The organism is Pseudarthrobacter sp. LMD1-1-1.1 (assembly GCF_040676255.1).
Lineage (GTDB): Bacteria > Actinomycetota > Actinomycetes > Actinomycetales > Micrococcaceae > Arthrobacter.
This window is the reverse complement of record NZ_JBEGHP010000022.1, coordinates 664,243-682,763: the sequence shown is the minus strand read 5'-3', so window position 1 is coordinate 682,763 and position 18,521 is coordinate 664,243. Positions and strand designations below refer to the sequence as shown.

Sequence of the window (18,521 nt, the reverse complement as noted above, 5' to 3'; positions counted from 1 at the left end):
GGTACAAGGGTTACGGCGGTCATAGCGTGGGGGAAACGCCCGGTCCCATTCCGAACCCGGAAGCTAAGACCCACAGCGCCGATGGTACTGCACCCGGGAGGGTGTGGGAGAGTAGGTCACCGCCGGAACAACTATTAATGGTCGAGGCCCCAACCACACGGTTGGGGCCTCCCACATTTAACACACAAAACCCGCGGGAGCTGCAAGCGGCGTCCGGCGGGCAGAGTTCATGCCGGCTGCCATGCCTGGTTACAGCGGGCAGCGGCTGCCGCAGGGCTGTCCCGTTGTGAAGATGGCCACGATACCCGCTCCCAGGGCCCGCACTGTCCGGGGGGATTTGGTGGCTCCACTAGAATTGATGAAGATGTACGGACTTCGAAGCGCTTGATTTCGGGTTGCGTAGGAAACGAAACGAGCGGCTGCAGTTGCGCCAGTGGTCGGCTCACAACAGGAGGAATCCACATGGCCGAGCATAACGGTGGCAACCGAGGCAACGACCGGGGCGCGTTCCGCGGCAACAACAACTCCGGCGGTGAGCCCCGCGGATTCCGGTCCCGGTCCGACCGCGATGGCAACAACTTCTCCCGCGGCGGCTCTGCCGGCGGTGGCGAGCGGAAGCCGTTCGGTGACCGTGACCGCAAGCCCTTTGGAGACCGCCCCCGTCGCGATGGCGAAGGTGACCGTCGCGGTTTTGGCGGCGGTGCCGGCGGTGGCGAGCGGAAGCCGTTCGGTGACCGTGACCGCAAGCCCTTTGGAGACCGTCCGCGCCGCGATGGCGAGGGCGACCGTCGCCAGTTCAACGACCGTGACCGTAAGCCGTTCGGTGACCGTCCGCGCCGCGATGGCGAGGGTGATCGCCGTGGTTTTGGCGGCGGTGACCGTGACCGTAAGCCGTTTGGTGACCGTCCGCGCCGCGATGGCGAGGGTGATCGCCGTGGTTTTGGCGGCGGTGACCGTGACCGTAAGCCGTTTGGTGACCGTCCCCGTCGCGATGGCGAGGGTGATCGCCGTGGTTTTGGCGGCGGTGACCGTGACCGTAAGCCGTTTGGTGACCGTCCGCGCCGCGACGGCGAAGGCGACCGCCGTGGTTTTGGCGGCGGCGATAACCGCAAGCCGTTCGGAGACCGGCAGGACCGGGCTCCCCGCAGCTTCGACCGCGGTGACTCCCGCGCCGAGTCCGGCCGTGGAGCCGGCCCCCGCAGCTTTGGCCGCGATCTCCAGGAAGACCGTCCTGTCCGCGTCCCCAACGCCGCTGACCTCCGCAGCGCCAACCGCCCGGACCGGGAACGCTCACCCGAAATCGATGAAGACGTCACGGGTAAAGAACTGGACCGCGCCACCCAGCACCAGATCAAGACCCTCGAAGCCAAGAGCTCGGAATGGGTGGCCCGCCACCTGGTGATGGCCGGCCGCCTCATCGATGACGAGCCGGAGCTTGCCTTCCAGCACGCCCTGGCAGCCAGCCGCCGCGGCGGCCGGCTCGCCGCTGTCCGGGAAGCCGTTGGCCTGACAGCCTACGCCGCCGGGCACTACGGTGAGGCGCTCCGCGAGTTCCGCACCTTCCGCCGTATCAGTGGTTCCAACGTCCACCTCCCCATCATGGCGGACTGCGAGCGTGGCCTGGGACGCCCCGACCGTGCCCTGGATGTGGCGCGCTCTGAGGAAGCCCAGGACCTGGATGCCCCCGGCAAGGTGGAACTGGCAATCGTCGCCGCCGGTGCGCGCACCGACCTGGGCCAGCTTGACGCGGCAGTAGCCGAACTTGAAATCCCGCAGCTGGACTTGAACCGCGCGTTCTCCTACAGCCCGCGCCTCTTCCGCGCCTACGCCGATGCGCTGGCTGCAGTGGGGCGCGAAGACGAGTCGCAGAAGTGGAGCCGGCAGGCCGTCGTGGCAGAAAATGCCCTGGGCTTGGGCGCTGACGAAGAACCCGAAATCATCGACCTCGGCTGGGACGAGGAAGAGGAAGCCCGGGAAGAGGCAGAACGCCGGCGGATGCTGGACCGCGCCTCCAAGGGCACTGGGCCCGAAACGCCCGCAGCAGGTTCCACGGAGGCAGCTGCCGGGAGCGCCCGCGCAGCCGAGGCGAAGTCCTCACAGGACAGCAGCATCGACGACCAGGATGCCGACTACTTCGTTTCCGACGATGCAGAATCGGACCAGGACTCGGTGGAACACGACGAGCTCCACTCCGTGCCCGCGGACGACGCCGGTGCAGACGACGCCGGTGCTGACGATGCCAGCGCAGACGACACCGCTGCCCAGGACAACGCAGGCATTGAGCACGACGAAGACCGCCGGGAAGACTGAACACAGATGAGCGATGTTTCCCTGGTTTCCCGCTTCGACGCACTCCTCGCCGACCTGGACGGCGTGGTCTACGCCGGGCCCCACGCCATACCCGGAGCTGTTGAGTCGCTGAAGCAGCTTTCCGGGCTGGGCATTGGCCTGGGCTATGTCACCAACAACGCCTCCCGGTCACCGGCGGAAGTGGCCGCGCATCTCCGTGAGCTGGGTGCGCCGGCAGAGGACAACCAGGTGGTCAGTTCATCCCAGGCGGCGGCCGAGCTGCTCGCCTCGATGCTGGCTCCGGGGTCAAGGATCCTCATCACCGGCAGTCCGGCCCTCGCCCGCGAAATTGAGCTGGCGGGCCTGGTCCCGGTGGCCGGCCAGGATGAGGACCCGGTCGCCGTGGTCCAGGGTTTCAGCCCTGCCATTGGCTGGAAGGACCTGGCGGAAGCCACCTATGTGGTGAACGCCGGTGCCCTCTGGGTGGCCACTAACACGGACATGTCGATTCCCCAGGCGCGCGGCATCGCTCCTGGAAACGGCACCCTGGTGGCGGCGGTCGCTGCGGCCACCGGGCAGCAGCCGAAAGTCGCGGGTAAGCCGGAAGCGCCGCTTTTCCATTCGGCCGCCAAGCGGCTTGGCGCCGGGCGCCCCCTGGTGGTGGGCGACCGGCTGGACACGGACATCCTGGGCGGCAATAACGCCGGCTTCGCCACCGTGGCCGTCCTGACCGGCGTCGACACGCGCGAGACCATCCTGGCGGCCCGCGCCGCGGAACGTCCCGCGTACATCATCGAAAACCTTACGGACCTGCACCGGCCATACCCGGAGATAACGCACGACGACGGCACTTACACGTGCGGGCAGTCGACGGCGCGCGTGGCCAATGGAGCAGTGGGCATCATTGGCAGCCAGGACGACCTCAACTCGTGGCGCGCGGCGTGTGCCGCCTGGTGGGCCGGGACGCCTGACGCGTCAACCCCGCAGGCGCCCAAGCTGGTGTGGCTGGATCACTAGACTGGTTCTATGACCGAGCTGACCGAACCGGACCATCCGACAGACCAGCCGGCCCCGGAGTGGCCCCAGGCCCCCGGGCAGGACATCAGGGATCCGCAGGTGGCACAGGCCACCGCCAGGCTTCTCGACCTGCCCGGCCTTCCGGCAGCGGAGCACGAAGCCGTTTACAACGTGCTGCACGATGAACTGCTGGCCGCCCTCAACAGCGAACCCGCAGACAGCGGTCCCACAGGCAGCGAAAAGACCGGCGGGGCCGCCTGATGCCGGTACGCCTCGACCAGGCATTGGTGGCCCGCGGACTGGCCAGGTCCCGGACGCACGCAGCCTCGCTGATTGCCGAGGGCAAGGTCCGTTCCGGCGGCCAGGTCCTTGCCAAGGCCTCCCTGCAGGTTGACGACAGCCGGGACCTGGCCGTCGAACATGATGACCAGGACACCTACGCCAGCCGTGCCGGGCACAAGCTGGCCGGCGCCCTGGACGCATTCCCGGAGGTTTCGGCCCAAGGCAAAAGGTGCCTCGACGCCGGTGCCTCCACCGGCGGCTTCACGGACGTCCTGCTGAGGCGCGGGGCCGCACACGTGGTGGCGGTCGACGTCGGGCACGGCCAGCTGGTGCCGCACCTCCGGGACGACCCCCGCGTGGAGGTCCACGAGGGCATGAACGTCCGGTACATGGCGCCCGCGGACATCGGCGGCCCGGCCGCCCTGACCGTCGCCGACCTGTCCTTCATCTCCCTCACCCTTGTGGTGCAGCCGCTGGCTGACTGCACGGAGCCCGGCGGCGACCTGGTGCTGATGGTCAAGCCGCAATTCGAGATCGGTAAGGACCGCCTGGGCCGCACCGGCGTGGTGACGTCGGAGCGCGAGCGGCGGATGGCCGTGGAAAAGGTGGCCAGGGCGGCGCTCGACGCCGGCCTGGACCTGTGCGGCCTTGCGGCCAGTCCGCTGCCCGGACAGGACGGAAACGTCGAATACTTCCTGTGGATAAAACGCAGGATCACCCAAGACTTGCCTAAGATCGAAGAGCGTGAGGCAGCAGCTGCTGCTTTGCTCGGACAAATCTGGCCGAACCACTAGAGAGCGGAACCTGATGAGCAGGCGTGTACTGGTCCTTGCCCACACCGGCCGCGAGGAGTCACTGAAAGCCGCCTGGGAAGCCTGCGCCCTGCTGCATGCTTCAGGCATGGTCCCCGTGATGCAGGAGTCCGAACTGGGCGACATGGAACGGTTCTTCGGGCACCTGGCCCAGCCGGTGGAGGTGCTCCACGACCACGTCCAGCTGCCCGATGTGGAACTGGTCATGGTCCTTGGCGGCGATGGAACCATCCTCCGGGCCGCTGAGCTGGTCCGCGAGGTGGACGTGCCGCTGCTGGGCGTGAACCTGGGCCATGTGGGCTTCCTGGCTGAAAGCGAGCGGGCGGACCTTGCCCAGACCGTGGAGTGGATTGCCAGCCGCGAGTACACCGTTGAAGAGCGGATGACCATCGATGTCCAGGTCTGGGTGCGCGGCCAGAAGATTTGGCACACCTGGGCTTTAAACGAGGCCGCCATCGAGAAAGCCAACAGGGAACGGATGCTCGAGGTGGTGACCGAGGTGGACGAGCGACCGCTGACGTCCTTCGGCTCCGACGGCATCGTGCTGGCCACCCCCACGGGCTCCACGGCTTACGCGTTCTCCGCCGGGGGTCCCGTGGTGTGGCCGGAGGTGGAGGCGCTGGTGATCGTGCCCATCAGTGCGCATGCGCTCTTCGCCAAGCCCCTTGTCGTATCGCCCCGTTCCAGGCTCGCTGTTGAGGTGCTGGGACGCACCGACGCCCAGGGTGTCCTGTGGTGCGATGGCCGGCGCTCGGTGGACCTGCCGCCCGGCGCCCGCGTGGAAGTGACCAAATCGGCCACCCCGGTCCGGCTGGCCCGCACCCACCAGACCCCCTTCTCGGCCCGCCTGGTCCGCAAGTTCGAGCTGCCCATCCATGGCTGGCGCGGTCCGGTGCCCAAGTCCGACGCCGTGCACACCGGTCCCATCCCCATTGTGCGGACGCCACGGCCCATGCCGCCGCTGCCGGTACCGCATGCGGAGAACCCTGGCAGCGATCCCGATCCGTCGACTGCGAAGTGAAGCCATGCTTGAAGAACTGAGAATCCGCGATCTGGGCGTCATCACCGACGCAACGCTTCCGCTTGGCCCGGGACTGAGCGTGGTGACCGGCGAAACCGGTGCCGGCAAGACCATGGTGGTCACCGCCGTCGGACTGCTCCTCGGGGCGCGTTCCGATGCCGGCGCCGTCCGGAGCGGCGCAAAAAGTGCCACCGCGGAAGCGGTGCTCAAGCTCGACGCCGGACATCCGGCCATCGCCCGTGCGCTTGATGCCGGTGCCGAAGCCGAGGAGTTCGACGGCGGCGCCGAGCTCATCCTGGCCCGCCGCCTGGGTGCGGACGGCCGCAGCCGTGCGTTCCTCGGTGGGCGGGCTGCGCCGGTGGGCGTCCTGGCCGAGATCGGCGAATCGCTGGTGGTGGTGCACGGCCAGTCGGACCAGATCAGGCTCAAGAGCGCCACGGCCCAGCGGGAAGCCCTGGACAAGTTCGCCGGGGACAGCCTGGCCGGACCGCTGTCCGCGTACCAGGAGCTGTACAGCAGGTGGAAGGCCAGTCAGGCAGAACTGGACAGCCTGCGGAGCGCCGCACGGGACAGGCTCCGCGAAGCCGAATCCCTGGAGGCGGCCCTGGCCGAAATCGACGAGGTGGATCCGCAGCCGGGGGAGGACGAGCTCCTGAAGGCCGAGGCCGTCAAGCTCGCCAACGTCGAGGAACTGCGGATTGCCGCCAGCACGGCACACCAGGCCCTCATCGCCGAGGACTTCGGCGAGACCGGTGACGCCACCACCCTGGTGGATTCCGCCAAACGCACCCTGGAGCATGTGGCCGAGCACGACGCCGAACTCGGTTCCGCCGCCGCGCGGCTGGCGGAAGTGGGCTTCCTGCTCAATGACATCGCCACCGAACTGGCCAGTTACCAGGCCGGCCTGGACTCGGAGGGCCCGGAACGGCTCGCCGAGATCGAGGACCGGCGGGCAGCCCTGGCCAAGCTGGTCCGCAAATACGCCCCAACCATCGACGAAGTGCTGGAGTGGGCCGAAAAGGCCCGCGTCCGGTACGACGAGCTGCAGGACGACTCCTCCCGCATCGAAGCCCTGGACGCGGAGGTGGTCCGCGCCGAAGCAGAACTGACCAAGCAGTCGGCAGCCATCAGCAAGATCCGGGCCAAAGCAGCCAAGGACCTCTCTGCCCGGGTCAGTGCCGAGCTGAAGGCCCTGGCCATGGCCGACGCCACCCTGGTGATCAACCTCGAGTCCGCGGGGCAGCTGGGCCCCCACGGCGCGGACGAGATCACCTTCCTGCTGCAGCCGCACTCCGGAGCCCCGGCCCGGCCTCTGGGCAAAGGCGCGTCCGGTGGTGAACTGTCACGGGTGATGCTTGCCATCGAGGTGGTGCTCGCCGCCGTCGACCCCGTCCCCACGTTTGTGTTCGACGAGGTCGACGCCGGTGTGGGCGGACGCGCCGCCGTCGAGATTGGCCGCCGGCTGGCCATGCTGGCACGCCACGTGCAGGTGCTGGTGGTCACGCACCTTCCCCAGGTGGCCGCCTTTGCCGACCAGCACATCACCGTGACCAAAACGTCCGTCAGGGGAGCCGACGGCGGCACCGCCACCGGCTTCACCTCCAGTGACGTCCGCCTCCTTGACGGGCCGGAACGGGTGCGTGAACTCGCCCGCATGCTGGCCGGCCAGGAAGACTCCGAGTCCGCCCAGGCCCACGCCCAGGAACTGCTGGACGACGCCAAACTCCTGCCACAGCGGGCCTGACGCGGCAAAAGCGGGGGGAGCGGGCCGGTTGGCCTTCAATTAGCCGGATGGACGCCCCTTGATTCAGCGGCCCCATCCCAGCAGACTGGAACGCTTGGGTGCAGGTTCGGCCCGATCCGTGGAAGGCTCAATTGATGATAGGCTCAAATTCCGTGGTGCAGCGATCAAATTCCCGTGTAAATTCCCGGTTCCCGGGCTCCTCCAAGATGACCAAGCACATCTTCGTCACCGGCGGTGTGGCGTCCTCACTCGGTAAAGGACTGACGGCCTCCAGCCTCGGTCACCTGCTCCGGGCACGCGGCCTGTCCGTCACGATGCAGAAGCTCGATCCCTACCTGAATGTGGATCCGGGCACGATGAACCCCTTCCAGCACGGTGAGGTCTTCGTCACTGACGATGGCGCCGAAACGGACCTGGACATCGGGCACTACGAGCGCTTCCTCGATGAGAACCTTGAAGGTTCCGCGAACGTGACCACCGGCCAGGTGTACTCCACCGTGATCGCCAAGGAACGGCGTGGCGAATACCTCGGCGACACCGTCCAGGTCATCCCGCACATCACGGACGAGATCAAGCGCCGCATGCGGCTGCCTGCTGAAGGCAAGAACGCCCCCGACGTCATCATCACCGAAATCGGCGGCACCGTTGGCGACATCGAGTCCCAGCCGTTCCTCGAATCGGCCCGACAGGTCCGCCAGGACGTGGGACGCGGCAACGTCTTCTTCGTGCACGTGTCACTGGTCCCGTACATCGGACCGTCGCAGGAACTGAAGACCAAGCCCACCCAGCACTCGGTGGCGGCCCTGCGCTCCATCGGTATCCAGCCCGAAGCCATCGTCATCCGCTCCGACCGCGAGATCCCCGAAGCCATGCGCGCCAAGATCGGCCGCATGTGCGACGTCGACCTCGAAGCCGTCATCGGCTGCCCGGACGCCCCCAGCATCTACGACATCCCCAAGACCCTGCACGCCCAGGGCCTGGACTCCTACATCGTCCGTGCCTTGGACCTGCCGTTCAAGGACGTGGACTGGACCAGCTGGGACCGCCTCCTGGAGGCCGTCCACAACCCCAAGCACCAAGTCGAAATCGCCCTGGTGGGCAAGTACATCGACCTTCCGGACGCCTACCTCTCGGTGACTGAGGCCCTGCGTGCCGGCGGCTTCGCCAATGAGGCCAAGGTCAAGATCCGTTGGGTCCCTTCGGACGAGTGCGAGACCCGTGAGGGTGCCATCAAGGCGCTCGACGGCGTGGACGCCATCTGCGTGCCGGGCGGTTTCGGTATCCGTGGCCTCGAAGGCAAGCTGGGCGCCCTCAAGTTCGCCCGCGAGACCAAGCTGCCTGTGCTGGGCCTGTGCCTTGGCCTGCAGTGCATGGTCATCGAGTACGCCCGCAACGTGGTGGGCATGGAAGGTGCTTCCTCCAGCGAGTTCGAGCCGGATTCCAAGTACCCGGTCATCGCCACCATGGAGGAGCAGCTGGAGTTCGTGGAAGGCGGTGGCGACCTGGGCGGCACCATGCGCCTTGGCCTCTACGAAGCCAAGCTGGACGAGGGCTCGGTCATCGCCGGTACATACGGCAAGACCACGGTCAGCGAACGCCACCGGCACCGCTACGAGGTCAACAACAAGTACCGCCAGCAGATTGCCGAGAAGGGCCTGGTCTTCTCCGGCACCTCCCCGGACGGCAAGCTCGTCGAATTCGTTGAGCTGCCGGCCGACGTCCACCCGTACTACGTGGCGACGCAGGCGCACCCCGAACTGAGTTCGCGGCCCACCCGCCCGCACCCGCTGTTCACCGGACTGGTCAAGGCGGCCCTGGATCACCAGAACGCGAACCACCAGGGTGCCGCCGACACGGACGCTGCCGCGGCAGGGGAGCCTGCAGCATCGGGTAGCGTTACCGCTAAGTAGTCAATAGAACAAAAAGGACGGCGCGATGCCTGGTACACCTGAAGCCACCCCTGCAAAACAGGTTTCGGATGCACCAAGCCCGCGCCGTCTTTTGTCTACGGAGAAGGTCTACCAGGGCCGGATCTGGGACGTCGTCAGTGACACTTTCCAGCTCTCCGAGTCCGGGGACGCCCTGACCCGTGACTACATCGACCACCCGGGTGCTGTCGCCGTCCTGCCCATGAACGGCGAAGGCCAGATCCTGCTGCTGAAGCAGTACCGGCACCCCGTCGGCATGGACCTTTGGGAAGTCCCCGCGGGACTGCTGGACGTCGAAGGCGAAGACTTCGTGGTGGGGGCGGCGCGGGAACTCGCCGAGGAAGCGGACCTGGCGGCCGGAACATGGAACGTCCTGGCCGATGTCTTCAATTCCCCCGGATCCTCGAGTGAAGCCATCCGGATCTATCTGGCCCGTGACCTCACCGAGGTGCCGCACCACGAGCGCCACGAGCGGACGGACGAGGAAGCGGAGATCGAGTTCCACTGGATCGGCCTGGACGATGCCGTGGCCTCTGTCCTGGCAGGCCGCCTGCACAACCCGTCCGCCGTCGTCGGGATCCTTGCCGCTGCTGCGGCCCGGGCCGGCAACTATGAGGGGCTTCGTCCCGCCGACGCCCCTTGGCCCGCACACCCCAGCCAGCGCTGATGGTTCCGGGTCCCTCGGCTGAAGCGGCTCCGGAGGTCGAACAGGCTCCGAACCCCGGCGCTGCAAACGGTGCCGCCTTGGCCGGTGCTGCCCCGCCCGGAATACCGGCCGCGATCGAACGCGGAATCACCGATTACCTCCAGCATGTTGGCGTGGAGCGGGGGCTTGCCGCGAACACGCTGGCAGCCTACCGGCGGGACCTCGCCCGCTACGCCCGCTACCTCGCCGCCGCAGGCTGCACACGTCCAGGCGACATCACCCGGCACCACGTCACCGGCTACGTCCGCGCCCTTTCGGACGGTTCCGACGGCGGGTCCACCCTTGGGGTGCGGTCCGCCGCCAGGACCGTGGTGGCTGTCCGGGGGCTGCACAAGTTCTGGGCCCTGGAGGGCCACACAACGGCGGATCCGGCCAGCGAGGTACACCCGCCGATGGCCGGCAAGCGGCTTCCCAAAGCCATCAGCGTCGATGAGGTGACCCGCATCCTCGAAGCGGCGGGAACCGATACCGCCACCGGGCTGAGGGACCGCGCCCTGCTCGAATTCCTCTATTCCACGGGGGCCAGGATCAGCGAAGCGGTGGGCCTGGACGTTGACGATATCTCCCTTGCCGAACCGGGAGCGGGGCCCGCGATCGTCCGCCTGTTCGGCAAGGGATCGAAGGAACGCCTGGTGCCGCTGGGCTCCTACGGGGCCCGGGCGCTCGATGCCTACCTGGTCCGCGGGCGCCCGCTGCTGGCCGCCAAGGGAAAGGGCACGCCCGCGCTGTTCCTCAATGCCCGCGGCGGCAGGATCAGCCGGCAGAGTGCCTGGACCATCCTGAAGGCGGCGGCGGAGAAGGCCAACATCACCCGCGATGTTTCGCCGCACACGCTGCGCCACTCCTTCGCCACCCACCTGCTCGAAGGCGGCGCCGACGTCCGTGTGGTGCAGGAGCTGCTTGGCCACGCGTCGGTGACCACCACCCAGGTGTACACACTGGTCACTGCGGATACACTCCGCGAGATCTACGCCGCGGCACACCCGCGGGCACTGGGCTAGGCTCCGCGGGCGGGCGGGGGATCATTCCATCATGTTGAGCGTCAGTTCCAGTCCGCTGAGGACCAGGGCCAGGAGGGTAGTGCCGAGCCCGGCCACCAGGAGCAGGCCCGGGTGGGCGAGGCCAATGACCACCCGCCGGAGTTCCGGGGAACGTCGCAGGAACTTTGCCGGGACGCGCGAATTCCCAGGCGCCTGTTGCCAGCCGCGGAGGCGGGCAAGGAACCAGGCGCAACGCACGATCAGGGCCATCCACAGCACGGACACAACCAACGGCACGGCGGCCACGAGGAGATCCAGGCCGAGCGAGGTGACTGCCCGCTCCGATTCACCTGCAAGCGCCTGGACCGTGGTTGAAACCGAGGCGCTGGCCACCACCGAGATGCCCCAGACCAGGAAAGCGGCCGTCAACGCCAGGAACCGCACGAAGAAGTGTGCCAGCACGGACTCTCCCGCGGGCCGCAGGTATGTGCGTGGAGTGGCATGCAGGACTGCCACCGTGCAGCCCAGGGTGGGCAGTGCGGCCATCCCCACGCACGCGTACCAGGCCCAGCCGGCCAGGTCCAGGTATTCGTCGGCGAGGATCAGCAACGCCCACGCTCCGGTCCACAGCCATCCGGCATACAACGGACTCCTTACCAGCCAGCCAGGCAACCGGACGGTGCTGCGTCCCGGAGGCCGGACTCCCGGAGCGGGCGTGGACTGTTCCCCGCCTTCCGTGTTCATGGGGCTCACTGTAGCAACGGGCACCGGAGCGCGGCACCGCACCGCTGTACGGGGCCGGCGTCACGTTAAGCTGGAGCAATGACCGCAGCCGCTGTGACCCTCTGCTTCCTTCTCCGTGACGGGGAAGACGGGGCCGAAGTCCTCCTGGGACTCAAGCAAACCGGGTTCGGCAAAGGCAAGATCGTAGGCATCGGCGGCCACGTTGAGCCGGGGGAGACCGACGCGGAGGCCGTGATCAGGGAAGTCCTTGAAGAGACCGGGGTGGTGCTGCAGGCGGAGGACTTGGCGGATGCCGGATCGGTCCACTTCCTTTTTCCCGCCCGCCCGGAATGGAACATGAAGACCACGCTGTTCACCGCCCGTACCTGGGAGGGCGAACCGGAACCCAGCGACGAGATCCTGCCCGAGTGGTTCCCGGTGGACACCCTCCCGGTGGACCGCATGTGGCAGGACGCGGACCACTGGCTGCCCGCGGTGCTGGAGGGCCGCAGGGTGAACGTAGTGGTCACCATGCACACTGACAACGAGACCGTCGCGTCATCCCGCAGCCTCCTGGGCTGACGCGGCAAACTCCAGGTTGTTAAAAGCCGACGGCGGGCCAGGCACCGCAGTGCCCGCCCGCCGTCGGACGTTCCAGCCAAACCCTAGGCCAGGTGCCGTTCCTCCACCCCGTTGTACTCGCTCAACGGGCGGATCAGCGAGTTGGCGTCCAACTGCTCCATGATGTGCGCGGTCCAGCCGGTGATCCGGCTGGCCACGAACAGGGGGGTGAACGTGGGGGTGTCGAAGCCCATCAGGTGGTAGGTGGGCCCCGCCGGGTAGTCAAGGTTCGGCTTGATGGCCTTGGCTTCGTCCATCGCCGTTTCCAGGCCGTTGTACAGCCCCAGCAGTTCGGGGCGGCCGTAGTGGGCAATCATTTTGTCCAGGGCGGCCTTCATGGTGGGAACCCGGGAATCGCCGTGCTTGTACACACGGTGGCCGAACCCCATGACCTTCTTCTTCTGCGCCAGGGCATCCTCCATCCAGGCCTTCGCCCGCGCCGCAGCTTCCTCGAGGGACTCCTCCTGCCGGATGCCGATCTCGTCGAAGGTATGCATTACGGCTTCGTTCGCCCCGCCGTGCAGCGGACCCTTCAGGGCCCCGATGGCTCCGGTTACCGCTGAGTGCAGGTCCGAGAGCGTCGAGGTGATGACGCGCGCGGTGAACGTGGACGCGTTGAAGGAGTGCTCGGCGTAGAGGATCATCGAGACGTTGAAGGCATCCACCACCTCGGGCACCTGTTCCTCGCCGAAGGCCATCCACAGGAAGTTCGCCGAATAGCCCAGGTCATCGCGCGGCTCCACGAGCTCCTGGCCGTGGCGGCGGCGCTGGTCGTAGGCCACCACTGCGGGCATGGCGGCGAACAAGTCCACCGCTTTGCCCATGTTGGCCTCCCGCGACGAGTCCTCCGCCTGCGGGTGCCTGGCGCCCATCACCGAGGCCGCGGTCCGGCAGACATCCATCGGGTGCGAGGTCACCGGCAAGGCGTCGATGACCTGCTTGACCACGGGGTCGAGGGCGCGGCCGGCGCGCTCCCGCGCGGTGAACTCCGCGAGCTGCTCTTTTGTGGGCAGTTCGCCGTTCCACAGCAGGTAGGCCACTTCCTCGAAGCTGCAGCGGGCGGCCAGCTCCTGGACCGGGTAGCCGCGGTAGAGCAGCGAGTTGGTGTCCGGGTTGACCTTCGAAACCGCGGTGTAATCCACCACGACGCCGGCGAGGCCCTTTTTGATCTCATTTTCAGCCATGCTGAAACTCCTTTGTTCCTAACGCCTGTTGACCGGCCGGGGCCGGCAGTCCGGTGGGGGTGTCAGACTCCGGGGATCCGGAAGTTGAACACCCCGGTGTCAAAGTGGTTGTAGGCCTCGTAGTCAACGAGGTCGTAGAGCCGGGCACGGGTCAGCATGTTTGGAACCTGTGCCTCCTGGGTGCCGTCGGATTTGATCGATTCCAGAGTACGCTCAGCAGCGCCCATGGCACTACGGAGCAGCGTTACCGGGTAGATGACCATGTTGACGCCCACGCCCGCCAGTTCATCCACGGTGAAGAGCGCGCTCTTGCCGAACTCGGTCATGTTGGCCAGGATCGGCACGTCCACCGCGTCCCGGATGGCCTTGAACTCGCTCAGGTCCTTCATGGCCTCGGGGAAGATTGCATCCGCGCCGGCTTCAACCAGGGCCTTGGCTCGCTGCTGCGCCGCCTCCAGTCCATCGGTGGCCCGGATGTCGGTACGGGCCATGATGAGGAAGTTCGGATCGCGCCGAGCGTCGGCCGCGGCCCGGATCCGCTTGGTGGCAGTATCCAGGTCCACCACGTTCTTGCCGTCCAGGTGGCCGCAGCGCTTGGGGTTGAACTGGTCCTCGATGTGGCATCCGGCCAGGCCGGCGTTCTCCAGTTCCTGCACGGTGCGGGCCACGTTCATCGGTTCACCGAACCCGGTGTCGGCGTCGACGATCGAGGGCAGGTCCGTCATACGGGCAATCTGGCCCGCACGGGTGGCCACCTCTGTCAGCGTGGTCAGGCCGATGTCCGGCAGGCCCAGGTCGTTGGCCAGGACGGCGCCGGAAATGTACACCCCGGCGAAGCCCTTCTCCTCGATCAGGCGGGCGGAGAGCGGGTTGAAGGCGCCGGGGAACTGCTGGATGGTCCCGGAGGCCAGCAGTTCCCGGAACCGGATCCGCTTCTGTTCCGGGGTTGTCTTTGAGTACAGCATCAGAAGAGTCCCTTCGGTGCCGCCGCGAGGTCGATCACGCCGGGGGCGGCGGTGATGTTCAGCTGGTCCAGCTCGCCGGCGGCGAGTTCGGGGAGGCGTTCGACGGCGGCGAGGAACCTTTCGATTTCCGCCTCTTCCACCAGGCCGGCGGCCAGCGTGCGGAACTTGTTCACGTACTGTTCCCGGGCGAACGGCCGGGCGCCCAGCGGGTGCGCGTCGGCCACGGCGATCTGGTCCGTGATGACGGTGCCGTCCTTGAGCGTGATCTCCACGGAACCGCCGAAGGCCTTCTCGGCGATGTCCAGGGAGTGGTAGCGGCGGGTCCATTCCGCGTCTTCCACCGTGGTGACCTTGTGCCACAGCTCCACGGTGTCCGGACGCGCGGCGCGCTCCGGGGCGTAGGAGTCCACGTGGTGCCAGGCGCCGTCCTGCAGCGCCACCGTGAAGATGTAGGGGATGGAGTGGTCCAGGGTCTCGCGGCTGGCGGTGGGGCTGTACTTCTGCGGATCGTTCGCGCCGGAGCCGATCACGTGGTGCGTGTGGTGGCTGGTCTTGATCAGCACGGACTCGACGTTGGCCGGGTCGGTGACCTCCGGGTGCTCACCGTGGAGCTTGCGGGCCAGGTCGATCCAGGCCTGCGCCTGGTACTCGGCGGAGTGCTCCTTGGTGTAGGTGTCCAGGATGGCACGCTTGGCTTCGCCCGGAGTGGGGAGCGGGACCATGTAGGACGCGTCCGGACCGTCGAGCATCCAGGCGATGACGCCGTCCTCGCCCTCGTAAATCGGCACGGGTGAGGTCTGGCCCCGCATGGCCCGGTCCGCGGACTCGACGGCCATCTTGCCGGCAAACGCCGGGGCGTGCGCCTTCCAGGTGGAGATCTCGCCCTTGCGGGACTGCCGGGTTGCGGTGGTGGTGTGCAGCGCCTGGCCCACCGACTGGAAGATCGTCTCGACATCGAGGCCCAGCAGGGTGCCGATGCCGGCGGCGGCGGAGGGGCCGAGGTGGGCGACGTGGTCGATCTTGTGCTTGTGCAGGCAGATGGCCTTGACCAGGTTGACCTGGATTTCGTAGCCGGTGGCGATGCCGCGGATGAGGTCGTGCCCGCTGGACCCAACGTGCTGGGCCACGGCGAGGATCGGGGGAATGTTGTCACCGGGGTGGGAGTAGTCGGCGGCGAGGAAGGTGTCGTGGTAGTCGAGTTCCCGTACGGCCACGCCGTTGGCCCAGGCAGCCCATTCCGGTGCAACCCGTTCCTCGATGCCGAAGACCTTGGAGCCCTTGCCTCCGGTGCTGGGACCATGGGTGAGCGCCTGGGCCCGGGCAGCGACGATCGGGGCGCGGTTCAGGGAAGCAATGGCTACCGAGGCGTTGTCGATGACACGGTTGATGACCATGTCGGTGACTTCGTCGGAGACGGCGACGGGATCGGCCGCGACCTCGGCGATCTTGTAGGCGAGCTGGTCCTCGCGGGGCAGGTTCTCTTCGCTCTTGTAGACGCGGACGTGGTGTTCCTTAACCATGGTGCTCCTTCGGGTGGGATGCGTGGGTTGCTTTGACGTGGGAGAGGCTTCGGTGCAGGTGGACGATCGTCGCCGCCTCGGCGAGCTTCGGGTTGCCGGCTGCGATGGCCTCCGCGATGGCGGCGTGTTCGGCTGCTGCGGCGGTGAGGCGGCGGGCGTCGTCCGCTGCAAGCCGGCGGATCCGGACCAGGTGCACGCGCAGGCTTCGCATGGCCTGGGCCAGGTAGGAGTTGGAGATGGCGGCGTCGATGGCTGCGTCGAGCCGGCCCACCAGTTCGTAATAGTCATGCAGGGCGGGGTCCCCGCCGCTGATCAGCGCGGGGGCATTGAGCAGTTCGCGCTGCAGCTGCTCGAACGTGGCAGCGTCCCCTCGCCGGGCAGCCAGGGCGGCGGCCTTGCCCTCAAGGGTTTCGCGCAGTTCGAACAGTTCGTCGATGTCCTCGAGGGAGATGTCGGTGACCACGACGCCGCGGCCGCCTGCCGTCGTCAGCCCTTCTGCCGTCAGGCGGCCCAGTGCTTCACGGAGCGGTGTGCGCGACACGCCAAGGCGTTCGGACTGTTCCACCTCGGCCAGGACAGTACCGGGAGCGAGGCGCCATTCGATGATGTCGTCCCGCAGGGCCGCGTAGGCCTTGTCGCTGGCGCGCATGCTGCTCTCCTTCCTCGGTGACAGCATCAGTGTATACACAGGAGGCGCCGGGTTGCAGCAATAAAGGAAAATATTCGTATTTCATCCAAGTTCTGTATACAGAACCCTTGTGGCGGCCGCACCGTGCCCGCTACCATGAGCTGCATCACAACGTCGTGGACGGGATACCCCTCATGGTCACCAAAAGCTACCGGGACAGCTACCAGCGCAGCCTCGAACAGCCCGAAGATTTTTGGCTGGAGGCAGCGCAGAAGATTTCCTGGACCTCTCCGCCGGGCCGGGCCCTGGACTCCAGCCGGGCACCGCTTTACAGCTGGTTCCCCGACGGCGCCCTGAACACCTGCTACAACGCGCTGGACCGGCACGTCGCCGAGGGCCGCGGAGGGCAGGATGCCCTGATCCATGACTCCGCCATGCTGGGTACACAGCAGCGCTACACCTACGCGGAACTGACGGACCTCGTGGCCCGCTTTGCCGGCGTGCTGCGGCTCCACGGCGTCGGCAAGGGCGACCGCGTGGTGATCTACATGCCCATGATCCCGGAAGCCGCCATCGCCATGCTGGCCACTGCCCGGCTGGGCGCGGTCCACTCGGTGGTCTTTGGCGGCTTCGCGCCCAAGGAGCTCGCCGCGCGCATCCGCGATGCCGCCCCCGCCGCCGTGGTCACCGCCTCCGGCGGGATCGAACCGGCCAGGCGCATCGAATACCTGCCGGCCGTCGCGGAGGCCCTCGGGCTGGCCGGCACGCCCGGCATTCCCGTGGTGGTCAAAGCGCGCGACGGCTTCGCATCGGCGGCCGGGGACCATGCTGGATGGCTGGACTGGGATTCGGCCATGGCTTCGGCCGAACCCGTGGCCCCTGTCGCCGTGCAGGCCACGGACCCGCTGTATATCCTCTACACTTCCGGAACAACGGGCGCGCCCAAGGGCGTGGTGCGGGACAACGGAGGGCACGCCGTCGCCCTGCGCTGGACCCTGCAAAACATTTACGGCATCGGCCCCGGCGACGTGATGTGGACGGCGTCCGACGTTGGCTGGGTGGTGGGGCACTCCTACATCGTTTATGGTCCGTTGCTGGCCGGAGCCACCACCGTGATGTACGAGGGCAAACCGGTGGGCACTCCTGACGCCGGGGCGTTCTGGCGCGTGGTCCAGGACCACAAGGTCAACGTGCTGTTCACCGCTCCCACGGCGCTGCGGGCCATCCGCAAGGCCGATCCGGAGGCATCGCTGCTGGGGAACTACGACGTCTCCAGCCTGCGGACGCTGTTCGCCGCCGGCGAGCGGCTGGACACGGACACGTTCCACTGGGCGTCCAGGGTTTTAGGCGTGCCCGTGGTGGACCACTGGTGGCAGACCGAGACAGGTTGGGCCATTTGCGCCAATCCGCGTGGACTGGAGCCATTGCCCATCAAGGGCGGCTCCCCGAGCGTTCCGATGCCCGGGTTCCGGCTGCGGATCCTCGACGGCGCGGGCGGGGAAGTGGAGCCCGGCACCGAAGGCAACATCGTCCTGGAGCTGCCGTTGCCGCCGGGCACCCTCACCACCCTGTGGAGAAACGATGAACGCTTTATCTCGTCCTACCTGCAGGGCTTCGAGGGCTGCTACGCCACGGGCGATTCCGGCTACCGCGACGAGGACGGGTACCTGTTCGTCATGGGCCGCACCGACGACATCATCAATGTTGCCGGACACCGGCTGTCCACCGGCGCCATGGAACAGGTGATCGGCCAGCATCCGGCGGTTGCCGAGTGTGCCGTGATCGGCCTCGCCGACCCCCTCAAGGGCCAGCGCCCCAGCGGCTACGTGGTGCTCAAATCCGGCGTCGACATCCCCGAAGACGTCCTGGCCAAGGACCTGGTGGCCCTGGTCCGGCGGGACATTGGTGCGGTTGCGGACTTCAAGCATGTGACGGTGGTGGACGCGCTGCCCAAGACCCGGTCCGGGAAAATCCTCCGCAAGACCATGCGCCAGATCGCAGACGGCGAGGAGTACACCGTACCCTCAACCATCGAGGATCCCGGGGTCATCGACCAGTTGATCGGCACCCTCCGGGTGGGCGGGGCAGAAGCCCGCTGACG

The 18,521-nt window shown here is 67.4% G+C and carries 16 protein-coding genes and 1 rRNA gene; 12 read left to right on the top strand and 5 right to left on the bottom strand.

Annotated features, from left to right (window positions below; all coding sequences use genetic code 11):
* The first annotated feature begins 11 nt into the window (after window positions 1-11).
* From rrf to xerD, 10 genes are all read left to right on the top strand, one after another.
* Window positions 12-128, top strand: a 5S ribosomal RNA gene (gene rrf, locus MRBLMD1_RS13620).
* A gap of 334 nt (window positions 129-462) precedes the next feature.
* The gene (locus MRBLMD1_RS13615) at window positions 463-2,310 is read left to right on the top strand and encodes a tetratricopeptide repeat protein (protein ID WP_364400405.1); all 1,848 of its coding nucleotides are present in this window, start codon (window positions 463-465) and stop codon (window positions 2,308-2,310) included.
* A 6-nt stretch (window positions 2,311-2,316) separates the two neighbouring features.
* Window positions 2,317-3,306 carry an HAD-IIA family hydrolase gene (locus MRBLMD1_RS13610; protein WP_159632287.1) on the top strand — a complete coding sequence of 330 codons (990 nt, stop codon included), beginning with the start codon at window positions 2,317-2,319 and terminating at the stop codon, window positions 3,304-3,306.
* 9 nt (window positions 3,307-3,315) lie between these two features.
* Window positions 3,316-3,567: a hypothetical protein gene (locus tag MRBLMD1_RS13605; protein ID WP_159632286.1), complete on the top strand. Its 252-nt coding sequence runs from the start codon at window positions 3,316-3,318 to the stop codon at window positions 3,565-3,567.
* On the top strand, window positions 3,567-4,382 hold the full coding sequence (locus tag MRBLMD1_RS13600) for a TlyA family RNA methyltransferase (RefSeq protein WP_364400401.1): 816 nt from the start codon (window positions 3,567-3,569) through the stop codon (window positions 4,380-4,382). The genes MRBLMD1_RS13605 and MRBLMD1_RS13600 overlap by 1 nt, the downstream gene beginning before the upstream one ends.
* A gap of 13 nt (window positions 4,383-4,395) precedes the next feature.
* A complete protein-coding gene (locus MRBLMD1_RS13595) occupies window positions 4,396-5,421 on the top strand; it encodes an NAD kinase (RefSeq protein ID WP_159632284.1) in 1,026 nt (341 codons plus the stop codon).
* A 4-nt stretch (window positions 5,422-5,425) separates the two neighbouring features.
* Entirely contained in the window at window positions 5,426-7,165 is a 1,740-nt protein-coding gene (gene recN, locus MRBLMD1_RS13590) for a DNA repair protein RecN (RefSeq protein ID WP_364400398.1), read from the top strand.
* Window positions 7,166-7,299: 134 nt separating this feature from the next.
* Window positions 7,300-9,075 carry a CTP synthase gene (locus MRBLMD1_RS13585; protein WP_364400396.1) on the top strand — a complete coding sequence of 592 codons (1,776 nt, stop codon included), beginning with the start codon at window positions 7,300-7,302 and terminating at the stop codon, window positions 9,073-9,075.
* A gap of 25 nt (window positions 9,076-9,100) precedes the next feature.
* The gene (locus MRBLMD1_RS13580; protein WP_364400393.1) at window positions 9,101-9,760 is read left to right on the top strand and encodes an NUDIX hydrolase; all 660 of its coding nucleotides are present in this window, start codon (window positions 9,101-9,103) and stop codon (window positions 9,758-9,760) included.
* Window positions 9,760-10,800 carry a site-specific tyrosine recombinase XerD gene (gene xerD / locus MRBLMD1_RS13575; RefSeq protein ID WP_275182030.1) on the top strand — a complete coding sequence of 347 codons (1,041 nt, stop codon included), beginning with the start codon at window positions 9,760-9,762 and terminating at the stop codon, window positions 10,798-10,800. The genes MRBLMD1_RS13580 and xerD overlap by 1 nt, the downstream gene beginning before the upstream one ends.
* A gap of 21 nt (window positions 10,801-10,821) precedes the next feature.
* On the opposite strand, the gene MRBLMD1_RS13570 is transcribed toward xerD, so the two are convergent.
* Window positions 10,822-11,523, bottom strand: coding sequence for a hypothetical protein (locus MRBLMD1_RS13570; RefSeq protein ID WP_364400390.1), 702 nt, complete (start codon window positions 11,521-11,523; stop codon window positions 10,822-10,824).
* A 78-nt stretch (window positions 11,524-11,601) separates the two neighbouring features.
* Between MRBLMD1_RS13570 and MRBLMD1_RS13565 the strand changes: the two genes are divergently transcribed.
* Window positions 11,602-12,084: an 8-oxo-dGTP diphosphatase gene (locus MRBLMD1_RS13565; RefSeq protein ID WP_364400387.1), complete on the top strand. Its 483-nt coding sequence runs from the start codon at window positions 11,602-11,604 to the stop codon at window positions 12,082-12,084.
* 83 nt (window positions 12,085-12,167) lie between these two features.
* Here MRBLMD1_RS13565 and MRBLMD1_RS13560 read toward each other — a convergent pair whose 3' ends face one another.
* The 4 genes from MRBLMD1_RS13560 to MRBLMD1_RS13545 form a co-directional block, all read right to left on the bottom strand.
* Window positions 12,168-13,307 carry a bifunctional 2-methylcitrate synthase/citrate synthase gene (locus tag MRBLMD1_RS13560; RefSeq protein WP_159632279.1) on the bottom strand — a complete coding sequence of 380 codons (1,140 nt, stop codon included), beginning with the start codon at window positions 13,305-13,307 and terminating at the stop codon, window positions 12,168-12,170.
* A gap of 62 nt (window positions 13,308-13,369) precedes the next feature.
* Window positions 13,370-14,272: a methylisocitrate lyase gene (prpB, locus tag MRBLMD1_RS13555; protein WP_159632278.1), complete on the bottom strand. Its 903-nt coding sequence runs from the start codon at window positions 14,270-14,272 to the stop codon at window positions 13,370-13,372.
* A complete protein-coding gene (locus MRBLMD1_RS13550) occupies window positions 14,272-15,792 on the bottom strand; it encodes an MmgE/PrpD family protein (RefSeq protein WP_364400384.1) in 1,521 nt (506 codons plus the stop codon). Before MRBLMD1_RS13550 ends, prpB begins: the two co-directional genes overlap by 1 nt.
* Window positions 15,785-16,441: a GntR family transcriptional regulator gene (locus tag MRBLMD1_RS13545; protein ID WP_159632276.1), complete on the bottom strand. Its 657-nt coding sequence runs from the start codon at window positions 16,439-16,441 to the stop codon at window positions 15,785-15,787. The genes MRBLMD1_RS13550 and MRBLMD1_RS13545 overlap by 8 nt, the downstream gene beginning before the upstream one ends.
* Window positions 16,442-16,614: 173 nt before the next feature.
* Between MRBLMD1_RS13545 and MRBLMD1_RS13540 the strand changes: the two genes are divergently transcribed.
* Window positions 16,615-18,519, top strand: coding sequence for a propionyl-CoA synthetase (locus MRBLMD1_RS13540; RefSeq protein ID WP_364400457.1), 1,905 nt, complete (start codon window positions 16,615-16,617; stop codon window positions 18,517-18,519).
* Window positions 18,520-18,521 lie beyond the last annotated feature (2 nt).

What these genes read in the sequence shown, in the direction of transcription:
- MRBLMD1_RS13615 (WP_364400405.1), top strand. Translation starts at nt 463, where the DNA reads ATGGCCGAGCATAACGGTGGCAACCGAGGCAACGACCGGGGCGCGTTC.
- MRBLMD1_RS13610 (WP_159632287.1), top strand. Translation starts at nt 2,317, where the DNA reads ATGAGCGATGTTTCCCTGGTTTCCCGCTTCGACGCACTCCTCGCCGAC.
- MRBLMD1_RS13605 (WP_159632286.1), top strand. Translation starts at nt 3,316, where the DNA reads ATGACCGAGCTGACCGAACCGGACCATCCGACAGACCAGCCGGCCCCG.
- MRBLMD1_RS13600 (WP_364400401.1), top strand. Translation starts at nt 3,567, where the DNA reads ATGCCGGTACGCCTCGACCAGGCATTGGTGGCCCGCGGACTGGCCAGG.
- MRBLMD1_RS13595 (WP_159632284.1), top strand. Translation starts at nt 4,396, where the DNA reads ATGAGCAGGCGTGTACTGGTCCTTGCCCACACCGGCCGCGAGGAGTCA.
- recN (WP_364400398.1), top strand. Translation starts at nt 5,426, where the DNA reads ATGCTTGAAGAACTGAGAATCCGCGATCTGGGCGTCATCACCGACGCA.
- MRBLMD1_RS13585 (WP_364400396.1), top strand. Translation starts at nt 7,300, where the DNA reads ATGATAGGCTCAAATTCCGTGGTGCAGCGATCAAATTCCCGTGTAAAT.
- MRBLMD1_RS13580 (WP_364400393.1), top strand. Translation starts at nt 9,101, where the DNA reads ATGCCTGGTACACCTGAAGCCACCCCTGCAAAACAGGTTTCGGATGCA.
- xerD (WP_275182030.1), top strand. Translation starts at nt 9,760, where the DNA reads ATGGTTCCGGGTCCCTCGGCTGAAGCGGCTCCGGAGGTCGAACAGGCT.
- MRBLMD1_RS13570 (WP_364400390.1), bottom strand. Translation starts at nt 11,523, where the DNA reads ATGAACACGGAAGGCGGGGAACAGTCCACGCCCGCTCCGGGAGTCCGG.
- MRBLMD1_RS13565 (WP_364400387.1), top strand. Translation starts at nt 11,602, where the DNA reads ATGACCGCAGCCGCTGTGACCCTCTGCTTCCTTCTCCGTGACGGGGAA.
- MRBLMD1_RS13560 (WP_159632279.1), bottom strand. Translation starts at nt 13,307, where the DNA reads ATGGCTGAAAATGAGATCAAAAAGGGCCTCGCCGGCGTCGTGGTGGAT.
- prpB (WP_159632278.1), bottom strand. Translation starts at nt 14,272, where the DNA reads ATGCTGTACTCAAAGACAACCCCGGAACAGAAGCGGATCCGGTTCCGG.
- MRBLMD1_RS13550 (WP_364400384.1), bottom strand. Translation starts at nt 15,792, where the DNA reads ATGGTTAAGGAACACCACGTCCGCGTCTACAAGAGCGAAGAGAACCTG.
- MRBLMD1_RS13545 (WP_159632276.1), bottom strand. Translation starts at nt 16,441, where the DNA reads ATGCGCGCCAGCGACAAGGCCTACGCGGCCCTGCGGGACGACATCATC.
- MRBLMD1_RS13540 (WP_364400457.1), top strand. Translation starts at nt 16,615, where the DNA reads ATGGTCACCAAAAGCTACCGGGACAGCTACCAGCGCAGCCTCGAACAG.